Origin of the sequence: Dictyobacter aurantiacus (assembly GCF_003967515.1) — a bacterium.
GTDB classification, from domain to species: Bacteria; Chloroflexota; Ktedonobacteria; order Ktedonobacterales; family Ktedonobacteraceae; genus Dictyobacter; species Dictyobacter aurantiacus.
Genome location: NZ_BIFQ01000001.1, coordinates 5,801,773 through 5,819,620, shown reverse-complemented (window position 1 = coordinate 5,819,620; position 17,848 = coordinate 5,801,773). Strand labels below are relative to the sequence as shown.

The following is a 17,848-nucleotide window of genomic DNA, read 5'->3' as shown; positions in this document are numbered from 1 at the left end:
CAATCATCAGTTTTTAGTCAGTCGTTTGCTCCCAATTGACCCATATGCGGCCCACCCTGTATGTATTAGGTGTATCTTTTTCTCGCCATGGTCGGCGGGGAATCATCTTGAAAGGAGAAGCTATGCTCATCACATCTGTTCATAGACTGAACATCCGGCGACATGGTCGCGCTCTGGTGATGATTGGAGCATTGGCGATGCTTATCAGTGTGAGTGTATTCCAATTTCAGGCCAATCAGGCTAAGGCTGCCGGGACTGGATACTGGCATACCAATGGGGCCCAGATCCTGGATTCCAATAATCAACCGGTAAGAATCGCTGGCATCAACTGGTTCGGGTTTGAGACCTCTAATTATGTGGTGCATGGGCTCTGGTCGCGCAGCTACAAGGATATGCTCGATCAGATCAGTAGCCTGGGCTACAATACGATCCGCCTCCCCTATTCTAATCAGCTATTTGACTCGGGGAGTACACCGAACGGGATCGATTTTAGTAAAAATCCGGACCTGCAGGGGCTGAGCGGCATCCAGATTATGGATAAGATCATTGATTATGCAGGTCAAAAGGGGCTGCGCATTATTCTGGATCAGCATCGGCCTGACTCGGGGGCGCAGTCAGCCCTCTGGTATACCTCGGCCTATCCTGAGTCACGCTGGCTCTCTGACTGGAAGATGCTGGCGCAGCGCTATGCGAACAATCCGACCGTGATCGGCGCCGATCTGCACAATGAGCCGCATTCACCGGCCTGCTGGGGATGCGGCGATCCAAGCAACGATTGGCAGGCCGCCGCGACACGCGCGGGCAACGCCATCCTGTCGGTCAATCCAAACTGGCTGATCTTTGTGGAGGGTGTGGACTGCTATGGTACTGGTGGCGCGGCCAGCGGCGATTGCTACTGGTGGGGCGGCAACCTGGAGGGCGTGGCGGTCAAGCCGGTACAGCTGAATATTGCCAATCGCGTGGTCTATTCGGCCCACGACTATCCATCCAGCGTCTACAACCAGCCCTGGTTTAGCGATCCCACCTATCCCAACAATCTGCCATCTGTGTGGGATAAGCACTGGGGCTATATCGCCAAACAGAATATCGCGCCCGTCTGGCTGGGCGAGTTTGGCACCAAGCTACAGACGCAGTCCGACCAGCAGTGGCTGACGGCCCTGACCAGCTACCTGGGCAAAGGTTCCGGTGGCATCAACTGGACCTTCTGGTGCTGGAATCCCGATTCCGGTGATACGGGCGGCATCCTGAACGACGATTGGACGACAGTCAACCAGGCCAAGCAGAACTACCTGACGCCGATCGAGTTCTCTTTGAACGGGAATAATCCTCCACCAACTCCGACACCGGTGGGTCAGACGCCAACTCCAACACCACCTACCCCGACTCCAACTCCGGGCAATCCAACCCCGACTCCAACACCACCAACCCCAACACCGACACCTGTTCCCGGTGTCTCGCTGCAGATCAATTACCACGATGGCGATAGTGGCAGCGTTACCAACAACAGTATCCGACCGCTGGTAGAGGTCGTCAACAAAGGCCAGAGCGCCATCAACCTTAGCGATGTCACCATCCGCTACTGGTATACCATCGACAGCAACCAGAGCCAGACCTTTAACTGCGACTACTCGGGCATCGGCTGCGGCAATATCAGCGGCAAGTTCGTCCCGGTCTCGGGCCGCACCAATGCCGACTACTATGTGGAGATCGGCTTCACCTCCGGCGCGGGCAGCCTGGCCGCGGGCGCGACCAGTCCAGAGATCCAGGATCGCTTTAACAAGAACGACTGGTCCAACTACAACCAGGCCAACGACTATTCCTACAACGGCAGCCAGCTCAGCTATGCGCCGGCTCCGAAGATCACCGCCTACTACCAGGGCCACCTGATCTGGGGCACCGAGCCATAAGTTCGGACCTCGCGTCCGATTATTCGCAGGGTCACCCGGTCTGGGGCACCGAGATGTAGACCCCCTTCGGCCCTTGACCCTTTGACCGCACAGGGACCACGTTTACGTAGACGTAGACGTGGTCCCCTTCTTGTCCCCCAACACCACAAGCAGGATTTCCCAACGTCTTGAAACACGTAGAATGTTATATACTACCTGGTAGACAAGCACAGCTGTGCTTGTCTGTTTCAAAAGAGACGAGGCAAACGTGTATTTATTTCTTGGGTACTTGCTTGTAATAAACATCCTGACTTTTGTCGTCTATGGCTGGGATAAGCGTGCAGCGAAAATGGGAATGCGCAGAGTTCCAGAGAACGTCTTATTGTTCCTGGCCTTTATTGGTGGAACGCCGGCCGCCTATGCTGCACGGGCCTACTTCAGGCATAAGACGATCAAACAACCCTTCAGCACACGGCTGCGATTGATCCTCATCGTCCAGATAGTGGTGGTGGTGCTCTCTCTGCTGTTCTTTTTCCGTGGGCAGGCGTAGCCCAGGGGTGGTCAGGCCCTGGCTACGCTCTACTTCGTCTCATTCCCAGGCATATCCTGGCCTGAGATCGGTCGGCTCGCTTCCCTGCGTTATTTCGCACGCTTGAAGATAACGGCAGTCAGAACTGGTAGCGGGTCTGACTGCGGCCTATAACGAATGCGAAGGCCCTGGTGGGTTTAACGGAAAACACGAGGTTCGAATCGGTGAGAACTCGTTGTGTCTCTTCATCGTAAAGGTAAAAATAACCGTTGCGCACCTGGTATGGCCAGTCCCCATCCCACTTGGTCGCCCACACCGAGGCTAAGCGTTCAAGTGTGTCCTGATCGGTAACCTGCACGGCGTCGCCCTCAACCACCACGGTGAGTTCCCCTTTCTGGTTGCCGCCGGTCGTCAGAATGACGTGGGGGTTTCCACGCAGGTTGACAGTCTTCTGTGCGGTTTCGGTAGCGGTAAAATGGATGGCCTCGTCGTGCCACACGGCCACAAGCGGCGTAACGTGAGGGCGACCGTCGGCTCGCACTGTTGAGAGGCAAAACAGATCGGCTGTTTCCAGCGCCTGTCGCGTCTGCTCCCACGGCGTAACCCCTACGCGTTGAGTGTGGGTGTCAGGTGTTGTGATGGGTTCGTTCATCCTCAGACTCCTTTTAATCTGTCAATGCTACAGCCTGGTAGCTCTGTATCCCCTGTTCTGTGGGGCACAGTATAGCATGCGAACCCGCACAAAACTTCTTCTATCTTGCTCGTTATGTTCAGGACAAGAAAAAACCACAGTACGTGCGGGCGAGCATGCTCCCAGCATGCTCGCCCGCACGTACTGCATCTCTTTCTATTTCTACATTTCATTACATTGAAAGTATGGAGCCTCGCGCCCGATTTCCTCTTCGAATACGGAATTTCCCGGCACCTACGATGCGGTGAAGGTGATGGGCAGCGATTGGATGACGTAGACGATGCCGGCGCGCACCGTGATGGGCACGTCGGGGACGCGCCTGATGTCCTTCAGCTGTTCGAGCATCATGGGCAACAGGATGCGCGCCTCCAGTCGGGCCAGTGGGGCTCCGATGCAGAAGTGGATGCCGTGACCGAAGGTGAGATGGCGGTTGGGCTCGCGCATGGGATCAAAGCGGTCCGGCTCGGGAAACTGCTCGGGATCGCGGTTGCCGGAGGCGTTCCAGACCAGGACGATGGAGTTGGCGGGGATGGTCTTGCCGCCGAATTCGACATCGCTGGCCGTGCGGCGGAAGGTGAACCAGACCGGGGGCAGGTAGCGCAGCACCTCTTCGATGGTGCTTTGCATCATGGCCGGCTCTTGCCGCAGGCGCTGCTGCAGCGCCAGATCCTCGGTGAAGCAGTACAGGGCGTTGGCGATCAGGTTCTTGGTGGTCTCCTGCCCGGCGGCCAGCAGCAGGATGCAGAAGCTAACCAGTTCTTTTTCGCTTAGACGCTCGCCGTCGATCTCGGCCACGCTCAGACTGCTGATCAGATCCTCGCGCGGCGAGCGGCTCCGTTCGGCCAGCAGACGCGAAAAGTAGTCATACATCTGATTTTCCATCGTCTGACGGCCCTTCATGGCCTGCTCAGGGGTGTACTGCTGCATATCTTCATCACCGGCTCCAGCCCAGCGACGGAAGATGTCCCAGTCGTTGGCGGGCACGCCGAGCAGTTCCGCGATCACCTTGGCCGGAAATGGGAAGGCGATATCCCTGACCACGTCCATCTTGCCGTTGCCGCTCACGTTGTCGAGCAGGTCCTGCGCAATCTCGCTCACGCGGCCCGAGAGATGGTTGACGGCACGAGGCGTAAAGGCCTGATTGACCAGGTTGCGCAGCTTGCGGTGGTACGGCGGGTCCTTCGCCACCACGGTCCCATTTAAAAACGTTCCCTCGGAGAAACCCGGCACGTTCTCAGACGAGAAGTGGGCCGTATCGGTGAGCACCTGCCGGATATCATCATAGCGGAAAATATGCCACGTATGCGACTGCTCCTCATGAAAGACCGGCTGGTTGCGCCTCATCGCATCAAACCATTGAAAGCTCTGTAGCGTCTGTTCAATCGGAAGCACCTGGAACGGGGAGAATCCCCCTCTCCGCTGGCCTTGCTGTTGCATGGATAGAACCTTTCTACCTACTAGTAACTACTCTTTTGTTTACGAAGGAGATGATATAAAAGTTTTTCTTTTCTATCATAATCACCGACGTGGCATATATCAAAGAGCGGGTAGTTCTCACTTTTCACCATAGCCACCTATGATTAATATTTGGGAGCGAAACAGGTCAGGTGCGCTGAGGCGCACCTGACCTGTTTCGCTCCCAAATATTAATCATCCACGAAAAGGCTTCTCATCGGTCCTCAGAGGCCAGGGGAAGGGTAAACCAGAAGGTGGACCCCTCCCCTTTGACGCTGTGGACCCCTACCTGACCTCCATGCCATTCAATAATCGTGCGGCAGAGGTACAGGCCCAGACCCAACCCGCCGCCGGCACCGCACTGAACCTCGATACCCTTGACACGGTGGAAGCGCTCCCACACATCCTGCTGCTCCTGCGGGGTGAGCCCTGGACCGTGATCCTTCACCGCCACGTACACCAACATCTTTTCCCTCCTCACCCAGAGCTCCACCGGCTGATCTGGAGCGGAGTATTTCAAGGCATTGCCCAGATAATTGCTCACCACCTGCCCGATACGGTCAGCGTCCGCGCTGATCGCGATCTCCTCTTCATCTGCCGTATATAGCTCAATGGTGCGCTCTGGAGCCAGGTAGCGGATATCCTGCAGAGCGCTATGGACAATCTTGCTCATATTCACGGGCCGCATGATCATCTCCAGCCGGTTGGCGCGGATCCGCGAGACGTCCAGCAGATCGGAGATCATGCGGTCCTGGGCGACCGCTCGTTGGACGGCTTCCTCCAGGGGCTGGCGCAGGCGCTGCAGCGTTGCCTCTGTCATCTGCGAGTCCTCCTGCTGCCTGCTCAGCGTCTCCATACGACGTAGCACCAGCTGGACACAGCCGCGAATCCCGGTCAGGGGCGTCCTCAGTTCATGGCTGGCCAGGCTCAAGAACGCATCGAAGCGGCTATTGGACTCGTGCAGCGCCATCGCGCTGGCCCGCGTCTGCGCCCAGGCGTGCAGCAGGCGCACGCGTTCGAGCACCAGCGCCGCCATGTTGGCCAGTGCCTTCACCAGTTCGATCTCTTCATTGCTATATCCCTGCTCCTGGTCGCGGTCAATGCCGAAGACGCCGATCAATTGCCCTTCCAGTAGCATCGGGGCGAGCAGAAAATTGCGTATACCATAGGTGGGACGCGCAAATGAGCGCTTGCCAAAATCACAGATCACCGTCTGATTGGCCTGCAGGCGGGCGATGCATCCCTCCTCAAGATAATCGGAAAGGATGGAACTGTTCATATCTTGTTGGACCAGGCCAGCGATCTCGCGCGGGAACCCACTGATCCCAACCATCTGCATACGCGCATCGGGACCTTCCAGCGCGACCAGGCCTACTATCTTACAATTGAGCATCTGCCAGAGCGCGTCGGTGAGGTGCTGGCCCACCGCTGGGAGCGAGACCGCGGCGAAGCCTTCCTCTGTCGTGGCCTGCTCCGCTTGCAGAGATAGCGAAACCATCGTCTCCATCATATAGGATAAGGTGTGGAATGCCTGCCGGATGCGGCGCTCCTGGTTGTGGCGCGCGGTCACGTCCCGTAGGATCACGACTACTCCTGTGAGGCCTTTTTCGTGATCATGCAAAGGCGTCAGTGTCAGGTCGAGGTAGCGCTCTCGCCCGGAAGGGAAACGCAGCAGATTATTGATCCTGTACGTCTTTGATACTATTTCTCCCCTCAGCATACGCGGTGTGGGAAGTTGCTCGGGGGTAACCGGCTGTACAGTATCCTCATCAACCTGGTAGATCTGGTAACCATGGAAAAGTTCGGCGAAAGCTTTGCCCACGCACTGTTCTTTCGCCTCAAACTCCAGCAAGGCACAGGCCGCGTCATTGAGCCGCAACACCGTCCCATCAGCGTTATAAATGATAATGCCATCCATGGCGGCATCAAACACGGTATGCAGCATGCTGCCAAGCGCCAGGGTCTCCTGCTGCGCCTGCTGCAAGGCTGCCTGCGCGGCCTGTTCGCGTGCCAGCAGCGTCACGCGCTCCTGCTCGAGTTGGCGCTGGAGGGTACGATCCTCCACCCAGGCGAAGAAGTACAGCGGGAAACCCTGGGAATGCCACACCAGCGTGGCGGTCACTTTGAGCCACAGAGACTGTCCGTTGGGATGTGGATGGGCAACTTCATACACCAGATGCTGCATGTTACCCATCAGCATCTGACATAGGCTTAGATTGATCATCGCTCGCAGATTGGCGGGTAATACATAGTGGAGCCTGCGTCCAAGAAGTTCGCTGCGCTGGTAGCCCGCGATCTGGCAGTACCGTTCGTTGGCCTCGATGATGTGCCGATCCAGTGAGAGACAGACCATGCCCAGCGGAGCTTGCGTGGCTGCCCCATTGGATAAGAGTAGCTCTGGCGCGATCGAGGATTCCGCCGGGAATGCCGGTTCTCGTTCACTACTTACCCAGCTTACCCAACCATCCAGCAGGTCCGCGTCATTGAGCAGAGGAACGCCTAGCAGCGTGACGACCTGCTCTTGCTTCTCCACGGTTCGTAATCGGTAGCTGACGGTAAACATCCTGATGCTACATACCGCCTCCCTCCACGCATGTTTTACCCGTTCATGATCATCAGGATGTACAGCCATCAGCCATCCCCAGGACGGCTCCATTTCCTCAGCCTGACCTGTAAAGCTCGCCCAGAGTGATCGGCTCTCTGGCGCCAGAGCACTTCCATCATGTGTCCAGATAAGCTGTATGACGCTGCTCTTCTCTGCCTTTGTCGGTAGCTCCATAGCGTTATTCCCTGGCCCCTCGCATATAGGTCTTTTTTTTCACAAGTGAACCATAGATAAAAAATTATGTATCGCAGGCAAATCCTACAACAAACAAACGAATGCGGCAACCTGATGCGGAGCGAGATTGGATATACTCTCGTAGAAAAACCGTAGCTATGACGTATTGTATCGCTGTACAATCTGATCAGGGAATCAATCCGACCTTTTTTAAGCAAAGAGAGGATAACTGTTCATGTCCTACCTGTTTAGAGATACCGATAGAGCGGCCCGGCGCCTGCAGGTGCTGGCCGAGGTATACAAGCCGTCCAGCGAGGCCTTTCTACATGATGTTGTTCATACGCGACCCCAATTGGCCCTCGACCTGGGCTGCGGTCCCGGCTATACCACGCACCTGCTGGCCGAGACCACGGGGAGCGCGCGCACCATCGGGCTCGATAGCTCCCGACACTTCATCGAGCTGGCCAGTGGGAGCGCCAGCGAGCGGATCTCGTTCCTCCAGCACGATGTCACGCAGACGCCGTTCCCCAGCGGGCAGGCCGATCTGCTCTTCTGCCGCATGCTGCTGACTCACCTGAAAGATGCCCGGGCGACCATCGAGCGCTGGCTGACACAGCTCAAACCCGGCGGCCTGCTGCTGATCGAGGAGGTGAACTGGATCCACACCGATAGACCGATCTTTCGCGACTACCTGGCAATTGTGTCCGCCATGCTCGAACAGCAGCGCAACCAGCTCTACATCGGCGAGCAGCTCGACACTTACCAGCCAGCCAACAACGACGTTCAGCGCCTGCTGAGCCGCGTCTACCAGCTCCCCGTTACCAGCGCCCATGCCGCCACCATGTTCTACCTGAACGTAGCTGCCTGGAAAAACCATCCTTTCGTCCAACAACATTACCCCTCAGACCAGATCGAGCAGATGGAAGATGAGCTGAGCGCGCTAACCTCCAGTACCGCCAGCAACGAGATCAACTGGGGCATGCGGCAGATCGCCTACCAGAAAACCTGATTCCCTGCTGATCTTTCCCTGATAAGAGACCAGCGCGCCTTTGAGCAAGATGGGAGAAGTTTTTTTCCTTCCCTACCAGTAGAATAGGTCTGTTGCAAATTGCAAGCGAACGTATTCTCGTCTTGAATCATCTCAAGTATCAGGAGAGGAAAGAAAAACTATGGGTAAAAATCGTCAACCGGGTGAGCAAAACGACAATCAGCGGGACGTGATGGATGGGAACGATCACGCAAACGCAGGGTTGCCGGTGGTAGTCGACCGCGACAGCTGGCAGGCGCAGCTGGACAAATTGTTGATCCGAGAAAAGGCGCACACCCGCGCCGGGGATGCGATCGCGGCGGCTCGTCGGCGGCTGCCGATGGTGGAGGTGGACCCTACCACCACGCTGATCGGCCCGCATGGGCCAGTCACGCTACTGGAGGTCTTTGAGGGCCGCCGACAGCTGATCGTCTACTTCCATATGTGGCACCCCGGTCAACCTGCCGCCAACCAGTGCGAAGGATGCACCTTCTTCAACGGGCAGGTGCGCGAGTTGTCCTACCTGCACTCCCGCAACGTCACCTACGCCACGTTCTGTGAAGGACCCTACGAGGAAAGCGTCCGCTACCGCGACTTTATGGGATGGGACGTCCCCTGGTACTCGGCGCAAGACTCCGCCGACGCCCTGCTCAACGGACGTGGCTTCGGCACGCTGATATGTTACCTGCGGCACGGCGATCGCGTGTTCGAGACCTACTGGAACACCGGCCGTAGCGCGGAGGTGATGGCCCCCAGCTACGGCCTGCTGGATATGACCGTGTACGGCCGCCAGGAGACCTGGGAAGACTCTCCGGCGGGCTGGCCGCAACACTGGGAAAACAACGGCGGACAGTTCCGCACAGACGGCCGCCCCACAGCCCAATGGTCCCGCCTGGCCGCCGGCCGCTCCGACGACCTCGGCATTTCTCACCACCATCGTTAAGATATCGTAGACGAGGATGCCTCCGGCATCCTCAACCCGGGCTCACTCCGGCTGGCGGCCCCGCGCACTCATAGCACTTTTTATAATATTTTACGCAACAAGGGAATTTTGTGCAGCACGTAACCTGCGAAGAAGCATAATGGTACAGCGATAAGAGCTACCAGCGCAAATTTGAGCAAGGGATACAACGCGATGGTGCGAGCAGCATATGTAAGTGGAACAATGATCAGAGGATGAATCAGGTAGACCGTGTAGGCACTGGCCGACAACTCCTTGCGCACTTTTCCCTGAGTATTCAAATGTCTGCGAAACGACGTTAACAGCCCTATGCACAACCCTACACAGACCACCGATTCCCACAACGCGTAGAGCAATGCCTGCCAATGCCATCCCCCTTCAAGGAGGTTCGCGTGACCTACTGCTCCCAGCATAAGGATCATGATGGGGAATGAGAGTATCGCTCCAATGGCTATCCTCAACCAGATTCTTCCCAGCGCATCGGGAAGACGCAGGAACCAGTTGTGACGATAGGCAATGAGGCCGATGACAAACAGGCTGATATATTGCGCAAATTCAGCCAATTGGAAGCCGAATATCACGTAGGAATTGAGTGGCCACCACAACCGCACTACAAAGGTAGTAGCAGTCAAGGCCAGAACAAACAGGAGAATACTTCGGAAGGTCGGCGGATGGCGCTCGGTCCTGGGCCGGCTGTCCGGCCGCCTGGTGAGCCAGCGCCCTGAAGCATACAGCACAGCGAAATAGAGCAGTGCTAATATAAACCAGGAAGGCCCATCACCGATCATTTTCCCCTTGAGTAAGAAGGCACTGTAAAAACTCCAATAGGATTGGTGTACGCCACCGGCCATAAAGAGGACAAGAGGATCAAGCACCAGGTCATAAACCAACAACGGGATGCCCAGACGTAAGAATCTCTCCCACAGAAAAGCACGCCCTCCTTTGCGATCGTACGATCCAGGGGTAAAGTATCCGGAGAGCAGAAAGAAGAGACCCATGAAAAACGCTTGATCGATGGCGATCAGGATACTCAGGACGACTGTTGTGAGCATATCCCGGTTCGGATCCTGGTAATACCATGCCCCTAGAGCACCATAGGTGATCGCCAGATGATGCACAATGACCAGGACAGTAAGCGACACACGCAGGTTGTCAACGAAGAAGACACGCGTCCCCCCCGGTGCTTTCAACAAGGTATTGATGGTCTGAGGTGCCTCATTCTCGCTGTGAGAAGGCGTTTGTTCAACTTGTGATGACATGTTCGATCCTTTTTTACTCAAAGAGCTAAGGTAACGAAGAATGTTGCTGTGGGTCCTCAAACAAGGAGGCAGGGAAGCCATGCCTCATGACGTACAGTACGCGATCCGCTATGAGGTCTGAACCTGGTTCGTCCTGTTCATCCCACCAGCAGTGGAAGGCCCGATCCATCAGGCCTTCTAGCAGTGCAGCGAGCAAGGGAATCTCCTCTTCCGAGAACGGAGAAAGGTCGGTAACCTGCTCAAGGAAACGTGTGAACATCTCCATAAGCATTCCTGGCCCACCAGATCGTGCCGCGATCCCTTCACCCGTCCTCTCAATACGAAGAATATCGCGTTGCGCGTAAACTTGATGAAAAATGGCACGTACGACCACAGGCAGCGAAAAAATGCCCTCATGGGCTATCTCCTCCCCCACCTGCTGGCGTATGGCTTCGCGCCCTTCTGTCAGAACCGTATTGAAGATCTCCTCTTTATCGCAAAAATGCAGGTAAAAGGTACCGAGTCCAACCGCAGCAGTTTCGGTAATTTCAGTAATAGTGGCGTCATGATAGCCACGAGTCGCAAACACCTTGCGAGCCGCCATAAGAAGGTTGGCACGGGTACGTGCCCGTCTTTTTGCCCCTCTGGGCTGCTTCACTTGTTGACTTTCCTGATCCATGTTCTTTCCATTTATGAAAGTGATTTCAGTTTCATAAAATGATAGTACCCCATCAATTGGTAGCTGTCAAGAGGGAGATAAACAGATGCGATTGTTGAACTCAACCAGCAGGTTCACCAGGAAAAGTTAGACCACCATCCAACGGGGTTACCTGGTGGCCCCAATCTCGTTCTCTACATTGATTCCACCGAATCTCAAAGAAAGCAGGAATGCAAACTTGCCAGAACAGAGACAGCCTGAGCACGCGCTCACCGATCCTCGCATTGGCGCCGTCGTACGCGAGGTTATTAGGCTATACGAAAATACCTTTCCCGGTCAGATCGCCGCCTGCTATGTCGAGGGCAGCTACGCAGACCAGACCTCGCTGCCCACCAGCGATCTCGATCTGTTGATCGTTTTTCGCGGTCGCTTCGCGGATGATGCCGCGCGCCAGGCAGCGGAACAGGCATGGAACGGCAATGAGGCGGGGACGCACGAGGTCGATATCAGCGTCATCGACGAGGATACGCTGCGCAAGGAAGGGGTATACCCCAGCGCGAAACTGGGCGGCCGACTCCTCTATGGAGAAGACGTGCTCAGCCTCTATCCCATCATCCCCATCGAGGAATGGGCGCGCGAGCGCATGAACGCCGCCTACTGGCTGACGATCAACGTCTACCAGCGCCCCATCCCGGTTCGCCTCCCCCTGCCCTTTCCCAATCCAGCGGACGAATTCTATGGCTATACGAATAGAACCGTGACGCTGGCCGATGGCCGCGAGGTCCCCTGCACGCGCAATCTGGTGCGTACCACCGGATGGGCGGCGACGGCGCTGCTGGCCTTTCAGGCTGGCCAGTATGTGGGCCGCAAGCGCGATGGCCTGCGGCTCTATCGCGAGCACATCGGGGACGAGTGGACCTCGCTGCTGGAAGAGATCGCCACTTTTTGCCGCGATCGGTGGCAGTATCTCATCCCCGAGGCGCCCGAGGAGCGGACCCACCTGCGCTCGATCTGTCAACGCACGCTGGGCTTCGAGCAGCATTTCCTGACACGCTATAAGCCGTGCCTGCTCAAGCAGCTCCGTTCCACCAATCCTGAACAGGTCCGCTTCATCAGCTGGGTCCAGCAGCAGGTCCCGCTCGATGATCCGGAGATTATGGCAGCTCTCCAGTCCCTGAAATAGCATGCGCCGCACGGGGAGTCGCACCTGTATGTTATGCTTATATCAAAGCATAGTAACCCATCGATAGAAAGGACCCTCATGACACGTCGCGGCTGGCTGCTCTTTATCGCCATCTCCATCTTCTGGGGCATCCCCTATTTCTTCATCAAGATCGCCGTGCTGGAGATCGATCCGGCCTTTGTGGTTTTTGCTCGCGTGGGCATCGCGTCTCTCGTGCTGCTGCCGCTCGCTATCCATCGGGGCGTGCTGGGACCGCTGCGCCAGCGCTGGCCCATCCTTTTGCTGCTCACCTGTATGCAGATCGTGGCCCCATTCCTTTTAATCAGCTATGGCGAACAGCATATCGCTTCTTCACTGACCAGCCTGATTATCGCGGCGGAACCGCTGCTGGTGGCGCTGCTGGCGCTGATCTTTGACGCCAGCGAACGCGTGGGCGGCCTGCGCCTGGTAGGACTGCTGATCGGGCTGTTGGGTGTGGCTCTGCTGCTGGGTTTTAATGCTACAGGCGATGAGCAGCGGCTGCTGGGGATCATTTTTGTGCTGCTGGCCACAACCTGCTACGCGGCCAGCGCCCTGCTGATGAAGCGGCCGGGCATCGCCTCACTTCCAGGACTGGGCGTCGTCACCTTCGAGTGCGTTGGCGCCACCATCCTGACGCTCCCTCTGGCCACAACCCACCTGCCCGCTCACATGCCCTCACCGGGAGTACTGGCCAGCTTGCTCATTCTCGGCCTCATCTGCACTGCCCTCGCCTACCTGACGCTCTTCGCCCTCATCTCCGAGGTTGGCGCCAGTCGCGGCACGGTCTTCACCTACATCAACCCGGTCGTCTCGGTCATCCTCGGCACCGCCCTGCTCTCCGAACAAATCAACGCCGCCACCATCGCCGGCTTCCTGCTCATCATCCTCGGTGCCTGGCTCTCCACCGGCGGCGACCCGACCCGGCTCTCCAAACGCCTGCGTCCCCTACGCAACCCGCCATCGTCACCGTAGGTGCCAGGCTTGCTCTGGCTTGTCGCGCTCACCCTCTTGTGCCAGGCCCCTGGCTGCAGAGCTCTTACGCTCTTCGTGCTGCTTCCTCCAGCCATACCGGGTCATGCCTCGTGGTTTGTACACCGAAAGAACCGTGGCGACGATCAGGACAAGGATCGCGGCACTGCCACGGAGCACATCATAGCCTGAAATGCCAGCCATGGTGCTTAGCGATCGTACATACCCCAGCAATTCAAAACAGGCAAACACATTGATTACAAACTTCACCAGTACCCAATAGTAGCGGAACAAACCCCACGGGGTAAAGAGTGAGGAGATCAGCCCACTCCCAAGCGCAGTGAAAGAGAACGGAACGATGACCCACCAGACGGTCAACTCAATCGCGAGAGTTGCAGTGCGCGCTGCCGCGACATCCCGGCTTGTCATTTCGGCGATGACGAGCGCCAGAAAACTAACCACGGCACCGATCCACCCAACTGAGAGGATGACATGGATGGTCAGCGCGCATTTGCGGAGACGAGGCGTCATTATCATACGAATGGCCCTCCATGAATGAGCAGGCCGACAAATGGGGCCTGGCCATCCAGGCCTGTGTGGCCACCAAAAAGACTCTCCAGGTATGGCATGAGCGTCACACGCAGGATCAGCGCCAGCACGATCAAGGCGATGGCAACGATCACGAGGATCTTGACCCAACGTGGTAGCGGGGGTGGCGCTTTGTGGTCGGGCCTCACCGGCGTGGTGCTCCTGGAAAGCGAGCCGGTCACAGGCGCACGCTCTGTTATTGTTTTCCGAACGACTGATTTTTTCATGTTACAAGTTCTCCCCTCTGTAAACAGGATGTCAAAGTGCGGGATCGGGCCAGAGTGAACTGGTATGCCATCTAGAGGATAGCTCTAGAGTAGCAGTACTCTGTATACACATCCGCTCTTTTGTATGTGAGCCAGTGTAGCAGGGGGGTGTGAACAGGATGTGAACGCACGCATCACTCACCGTTCTGGGCGCTCAGCCTCCAAAAGGAGAGAGGGATTCGGAGCAAGCGGGAGAGTAAATGTGAAAGTCGAGCCTTTTCCCACCTCACTGGCCACAGAAATGGGGCTGTGATGCAGATCTAACAAATGTTTCACAATGGAGAGGCCAATCCCTGTCCCTGTCTGTTTCGTGCGGGCTTGATCAACTTTGTAAAAGCGTTCCCAAATGCGTTCTCGGTCCTCTGGCTTGATACCCGGCCCTTCATCCTGCACCGCAATCATTGCTTGAGCTTCTTTTCGCAGGCACACTGCAACAGAGCAGGCAGGCGGGGAAAACTGGAGCGCATTGTGGATAAGGTTGACGAGGACTTGATCAATCCGGTCTCGATCAGCCATAGCATAGATGTCGTATGCTTCTTCAGTGAGAATCTCTACTATCACCTGTTTTTTTGCCCACTCCGGTTCCATACGCGCCACCACCTGACGGACCAGTTCCGAGAGATTAAAGGCAACCGGGTGAATCTCCAGTTGCCCGGCCTCTATACGGGTCAGATCGAGCAGATCATTGACCAGTTTGATCATGCGTGTGGTCTGCTCCTCCATCACCTGCAAGGCATGGCATTTACGATCGTCAGGGATTGCATCGTCCAAAAAGGCTCGTACAAACCCATGAATAGAGGTCAGAGGAGAGCGCAGATCGTGAGAGACATTGGCAACAAAATCCTTGCGCATCTGATCCAGGTCTGCGAGTGCTGCTGCCATCGCGTTGAACGCTTCGCCCAATGTTCCCACTTCATCATGCCTCTTGATCTTCACGCGCTGAGCAAATTCTCCTTGTGCGATCTGGCATGCTACCCGCTGCATCTCCCGTAGGGGTGCGGTGATTCGGTGCGAGAGGAAAAGGAGCATGATGCTCGTCGGAACAAGAGAGAGACATGAGGCGATCGAAAACAATTGCTTCATCTGATTGAGGGCTGCTGCATTGAGATGGAGACTTGCCTGGCTGTGCTGAAACAGCGCAGCAAACGTTACTGCAAGAACGACATGCGAGAACACTAATGCAGCGAGACAGGTAAGAAACAGCCTGGCAAAAAGCGTGTTGATGCGCATCTACGTTCGCTCCACCTCGAATTTATAGCCGACGCCTCGGATTGTTTTGATCCGCCAATTTGGGCTCGAATCTCCGATTTTTTCACGAATCCGCTTAATATGGACATCGACGGTGCGCGGATCTCCTGTAAAATCGAAACCCCAGAGTTGATCCAACACCTGCTGGCGGGTGAAAACATGATTAGCATGAGAGGCGAGGAAATACAATAGTTCCATCTCTTTGGGAGGAAACACCATCTCTTGAGTATTGCAGGTGACGGTGTAGTGTTGCAAATCGATGGTCAACAAAGGCAACGTTACGATTGCAGCGTCATCGAACAACGGATTGGCTCGTCGCAAAAGCGCCTTGATTCTCGCCATCAATTCGTTTGGATCAAACGGTTTGGCCAGGTAATCATCCGTCCCGAGATCGAACCCTTTCAATTTTTCGCGACTTTCTCCTTTGCCAGTTAACATGATGATAGGTGTTTTTCCAAAACGCCTGATCTCTCTGCATACGTCCCATCCATCCATCTCTGGCAGTAGAATATCCAGAATAACCAGATCAGGCAAGTGCTCATAAAACTGATCTAATCCAGCCTTTCCATTGAGTGCAATATGTACCTGGTAGCCGATTTTTTCGGCATAGAATGCGATCAGCTCACCAATAGCAGGATCGTCTTCAATGATGAGAATAGTGGCTGGCTTGCTCATGCGTCAGTTCCCTTCCTTCAGGATACACCTTGATAGCTTAAACATACCTTCATTGTATGAACAGAACATGAACACACAACGCCTACCGGCCTTACTTTTCCTTGAGCATGGCCCACACTCCGGGTAATGCCAGTTGCTGGAAGATGTTTTCCATCTGTTCTGGTGGGTAGGGCATGTCAGCAGCGACCCACCATTTGAGCAAGGTGAGAAAGGTCCCGGCCAGGTACTGGGAGACCACCGGCAGAGGAATCGGTGGAGAACGTCTTTCTGCGCAAAGGGTAGAGAGAGCTGGTTCAATCGCCTGGCAGAGGGCCGTCTGCAAGGCTTCCCATAAGGGCTCGCCCGCACGGCTTCGCATCAGCGCCAGAAACTGCTGATTATGAGAGTGGTACACATGCTCAAACAGTTCCAGACTGGGCACGACCCGTTGTCTTGCGGTTGAATGGGCAATCTGGCGCGTCAACATCTCCAGCTCTTGCTCTACAATACTGTTGAGGACATCCTCTTTGTCGAAATAATGGGCATAGAAGGTGGTACGACCAATATCTGCCCGATCCAAAATATCCTGCACTAAAATCTCCTCGTAGGGTTTTTCTACCAGGAGTTCCGCAAAGGCGGAATTCACCAGGCGATAGGTACGTTGGGAACGACGATCTGCTTTCTGTTGTTTCACAGATGCTACCTCCTTCTTTGGCAAACAATCAGGGCCAGGTGTTCGGTAGAGAACGGTTTCCCTGGTGCGTACTTGACCAGGAAAACCCTCTCTTGTAATCTCATCTTTGTAATCTCTTTAGAGAATACCATATTCGGTAGCAAACATACTGTTCCTCAAGCAGGGACAAAGTATGTATGACTCTTTTCAAAGCATGGTCATATGATCTTACGGCAAAGGGGAAATTACATGGAAACCTCAGCACAAAACGCTGGAGAGCCGCTGGTGGCGACAAAACTGCAATTGGCTTGCGGAGCCATCGGTTCGCTGCTCAACATTGTTGTCATTCTCATTCTTGGGGCCATACGTCCTGGCTACAACGCCTGGCTCATTCCCGATAGCTCGCTAGAACGAGGAGAGGGTGGGTGGATACAAATCACCAACTACATCGTCTGTGGAGTGCTCCTGCTCAGTTTTGCCATCGGGCTCAGGCGTGCCCTGCGTACCGGACATGGGTCCACCTGGGGACCCATTCTGCTCGGCCTCTTTGGCCTCAGCTTCATTGGAATTGGGATCTTCGTGACCGACCCGGTGCTGGGTTACCCCCTTGGAGAGTCGAGCGCGCCAACCGTTGCCGGAACCCTTCATAATCTCTTTGGTCAGCTTCAGTTTATCTCGCTGGCTGCTGCTTGCTTCGTTCTGGCACGGCGCGATGCCGCCGATCCGGCCTCGCGTGGCTGGACCCGGTATTCACTTGCCACAGGTCTGCTGGTCATCACCTCTGATGTCGTCTTTGTCCTCACCTTCAAATTATTGGGCGGGGGTCCAATAGGGCTCATTGCACGCATTGGCATCATTGTCGGAGGGAGTTGGGTCGCTCTGCTGGCGATCCGTCTGATGCGCCCCAAGGGCTCGATAGCGTGAGCCGTTCACCTGACTCCGTCCTCTCATCGGTCGTAGGTGCCGGGCTCGCCCCGGCTTGGAGCCGAAGGCGGCCCCGTGCCCGGGCGATCACCATCCCC

General features: G+C 55.9%; 17 protein-coding genes. 7 read left to right on the top strand and 10 right to left on the bottom strand.

What is annotated here, in order from left to right:
- The first annotated feature begins 122 nt into the window (after positions 1–122).
- Both KTT_RS23500 and KTT_RS23495 read left to right on the top strand, forming a co-directional pair.
- The gene (locus tag KTT_RS23500; protein ID WP_218030970.1) at positions 123–1,907 is read left to right on the top strand and encodes a cellulase family glycosylhydrolase; all 1,785 of its coding nucleotides are present in this window, start codon (positions 123–125) and stop codon (positions 1,905–1,907) included.
- Positions 1,908–2,154: 247 nt separating this feature from the next.
- A complete protein-coding gene (locus KTT_RS23495; protein ID WP_126598814.1) occupies positions 2,155–2,436 on the top strand; it encodes a DUF1294 domain-containing protein in 282 nt (93 codons plus the stop codon).
- 118 nt (positions 2,437–2,554) lie between these two features.
- On the opposite strand, the gene KTT_RS23490 is transcribed toward KTT_RS23495, so the two are convergent.
- The 3 genes from KTT_RS23490 to KTT_RS23480 form a co-directional block, all read right to left on the bottom strand.
- Entirely contained in the window at positions 2,555–3,067 is a 513-nt protein-coding gene (locus KTT_RS23490; RefSeq protein ID WP_126598812.1) for a pyridoxamine 5'-phosphate oxidase family protein, read from the bottom strand.
- Positions 3,068–3,340: 273 nt separating this feature from the next.
- Positions 3,341–4,543, bottom strand: coding sequence for a cytochrome P450 (locus KTT_RS23485; RefSeq protein ID WP_126598810.1), 1,203 nt, complete (start codon positions 4,541–4,543; stop codon positions 3,341–3,343).
- Between the two features lie 232 nt (positions 4,544–4,775).
- Positions 4,776–7,340 (bottom strand): ATP-binding protein, encoded by a 2,565-nt coding sequence (locus KTT_RS23480; protein WP_126598808.1) that lies wholly within the window; start codon positions 7,338–7,340, stop codon positions 4,776–4,778.
- A gap of 235 nt (positions 7,341–7,575) precedes the next feature.
- Here KTT_RS23480 and KTT_RS23475 point away from each other — a divergent pair, with 235 nt between their 5' ends.
- Positions 7,576–8,349, top strand: coding sequence for a class I SAM-dependent methyltransferase (locus KTT_RS23475; protein ID WP_126598806.1), 774 nt, complete (start codon positions 7,576–7,578; stop codon positions 8,347–8,349).
- A 211-nt stretch (positions 8,350–8,560) separates the two neighbouring features.
- Positions 8,561–9,310, top strand: coding sequence for a DUF899 family protein (locus KTT_RS23470; protein ID WP_126599845.1), 750 nt, complete (start codon positions 8,561–8,563; stop codon positions 9,308–9,310).
- An 80-nt stretch (positions 9,311–9,390) separates the two neighbouring features.
- On the opposite strand, the gene KTT_RS23465 is transcribed toward KTT_RS23470, so the two are convergent.
- Positions 9,391–10,587: an acyltransferase family protein gene (locus tag KTT_RS23465; protein ID WP_160146081.1), complete on the bottom strand. Its 1,197-nt coding sequence runs from the start codon at positions 10,585–10,587 to the stop codon at positions 9,391–9,393.
- Positions 10,588–10,612: 25 nt separating this feature from the next.
- A complete protein-coding gene (locus KTT_RS23460) occupies positions 10,613–11,245 on the bottom strand; it encodes a TetR/AcrR family transcriptional regulator (RefSeq protein WP_126598802.1) in 633 nt (210 codons plus the stop codon).
- A gap of 217 nt (positions 11,246–11,462) precedes the next feature.
- Here KTT_RS23460 and KTT_RS23455 point away from each other — a divergent pair, with 217 nt between their 5' ends.
- Both KTT_RS23455 and KTT_RS23450 read left to right on the top strand, forming a co-directional pair.
- On the top strand, positions 11,463–12,407 hold the full coding sequence (locus KTT_RS23455) for a nucleotidyltransferase domain-containing protein (protein ID WP_160146080.1): 945 nt from the start codon (positions 11,463–11,465) through the stop codon (positions 12,405–12,407).
- A gap of 78 nt (positions 12,408–12,485) precedes the next feature.
- Positions 12,486–13,400 carry a DMT family transporter gene (locus KTT_RS23450; protein ID WP_235845813.1) on the top strand — a complete coding sequence of 305 codons (915 nt, stop codon included), beginning with the start codon at positions 12,486–12,488 and terminating at the stop codon, positions 13,398–13,400.
- On the opposite strand, the gene KTT_RS23445 is transcribed toward KTT_RS23450, so the two are convergent.
- The 5 genes from KTT_RS23445 to KTT_RS23425 all read right to left on the bottom strand — a co-directional run bounded on the left by KTT_RS23445 (position 13,392) and on the right by KTT_RS23425 (position 16,847).
- On the bottom strand, positions 13,392–13,934 hold the full coding sequence (locus tag KTT_RS23445) for a DUF2269 domain-containing protein (protein WP_174844797.1): 543 nt from the start codon (positions 13,932–13,934) through the stop codon (positions 13,392–13,394). The genes KTT_RS23450 and KTT_RS23445 overlap by 9 nt on opposite strands.
- Entirely contained in the window at positions 13,931–14,212 is a 282-nt protein-coding gene (locus KTT_RS23440; RefSeq protein ID WP_126598796.1) for a hypothetical protein, read from the bottom strand. The genes KTT_RS23445 and KTT_RS23440 overlap by 4 nt, the downstream gene beginning before the upstream one ends.
- Positions 14,213–14,389: 177 nt before the next feature.
- Positions 14,390–15,481, bottom strand: coding sequence for a HAMP domain-containing sensor histidine kinase (locus KTT_RS23435; RefSeq protein ID WP_126598794.1), 1,092 nt, complete (start codon positions 15,479–15,481; stop codon positions 14,390–14,392).
- Complete coding sequence (locus KTT_RS23430) at positions 15,482–16,174, bottom strand: response regulator transcription factor (RefSeq protein ID WP_126598792.1); 693 nt, start codon at positions 16,172–16,174, stop codon at positions 15,482–15,484. It lies immediately after the preceding gene.
- Positions 16,175–16,265: 91 nt separating this feature from the next.
- Positions 16,266–16,847 carry a TetR/AcrR family transcriptional regulator gene (locus tag KTT_RS23425; protein ID WP_160146079.1) on the bottom strand — a complete coding sequence of 194 codons (582 nt, stop codon included), beginning with the start codon at positions 16,845–16,847 and terminating at the stop codon, positions 16,266–16,268.
- Between the two features lie 228 nt (positions 16,848–17,075).
- Here KTT_RS23425 and KTT_RS23420 point away from each other — a divergent pair, with 228 nt between their 5' ends.
- Positions 17,076–17,750, top strand: coding sequence for a DUF998 domain-containing protein (locus KTT_RS23420; protein ID WP_160146078.1), 675 nt, complete (start codon positions 17,076–17,078; stop codon positions 17,748–17,750).
- Positions 17,751–17,848 lie beyond the last annotated feature (98 nt).

Excerpts from the sequence above, each read along its gene's own strand:
- KTT_RS23435 (WP_126598794.1), bottom strand. The coding sequence starts at position 15,481 with ATGCGCATCAACACGCTTTTTGCCAGGCTGTTTCTTACCTGTCTCGCT.
- KTT_RS23490 (WP_126598812.1), bottom strand. The coding sequence starts at position 3,067 with ATGAACGAACCCATCACAACACCTGACACCCACACTCAACGCGTAGGG.
- KTT_RS23475 (WP_126598806.1), top strand. The coding sequence starts at position 7,576 with ATGTCCTACCTGTTTAGAGATACCGATAGAGCGGCCCGGCGCCTGCAG.
- KTT_RS23420 (WP_160146078.1), top strand. The coding sequence starts at position 17,076 with ATGGAAACCTCAGCACAAAACGCTGGAGAGCCGCTGGTGGCGACAAAA.
- KTT_RS23500 (WP_218030970.1), top strand. The coding sequence starts at position 123 with ATGCTCATCACATCTGTTCATAGACTGAACATCCGGCGACATGGTCGC.
- KTT_RS23450 (WP_235845813.1), top strand. The coding sequence starts at position 12,486 with ATGACACGTCGCGGCTGGCTGCTCTTTATCGCCATCTCCATCTTCTGG.
- KTT_RS23440 (WP_126598796.1), bottom strand. The coding sequence starts at position 14,212 with ATGAAAAAATCAGTCGTTCGGAAAACAATAACAGAGCGTGCGCCTGTG.
- KTT_RS23430 (WP_126598792.1), bottom strand. The coding sequence starts at position 16,174 with ATGAGCAAGCCAGCCACTATTCTCATCATTGAAGACGATCCTGCTATT.
- KTT_RS23445 (WP_174844797.1), bottom strand. The coding sequence starts at position 13,934 with ATGATAATGACGCCTCGTCTCCGCAAATGCGCGCTGACCATCCATGTC.
- KTT_RS23480 (WP_126598808.1), bottom strand. The coding sequence starts at position 7,340 with ATGGAGCTACCGACAAAGGCAGAGAAGAGCAGCGTCATACAGCTTATC.
- KTT_RS23470 (WP_126599845.1), top strand. The coding sequence starts at position 8,561 with ATGGATGGGAACGATCACGCAAACGCAGGGTTGCCGGTGGTAGTCGAC.
- KTT_RS23485 (WP_126598810.1), bottom strand. The coding sequence starts at position 4,543 with ATGCAACAGCAAGGCCAGCGGAGAGGGGGATTCTCCCCGTTCCAGGTG.
- KTT_RS23465 (WP_160146081.1), bottom strand. The coding sequence starts at position 10,587 with ATGTCATCACAAGTTGAACAAACGCCTTCTCACAGCGAGAATGAGGCA.
- KTT_RS23460 (WP_126598802.1), bottom strand. The coding sequence starts at position 11,245 with ATGGATCAGGAAAGTCAACAAGTGAAGCAGCCCAGAGGGGCAAAAAGA.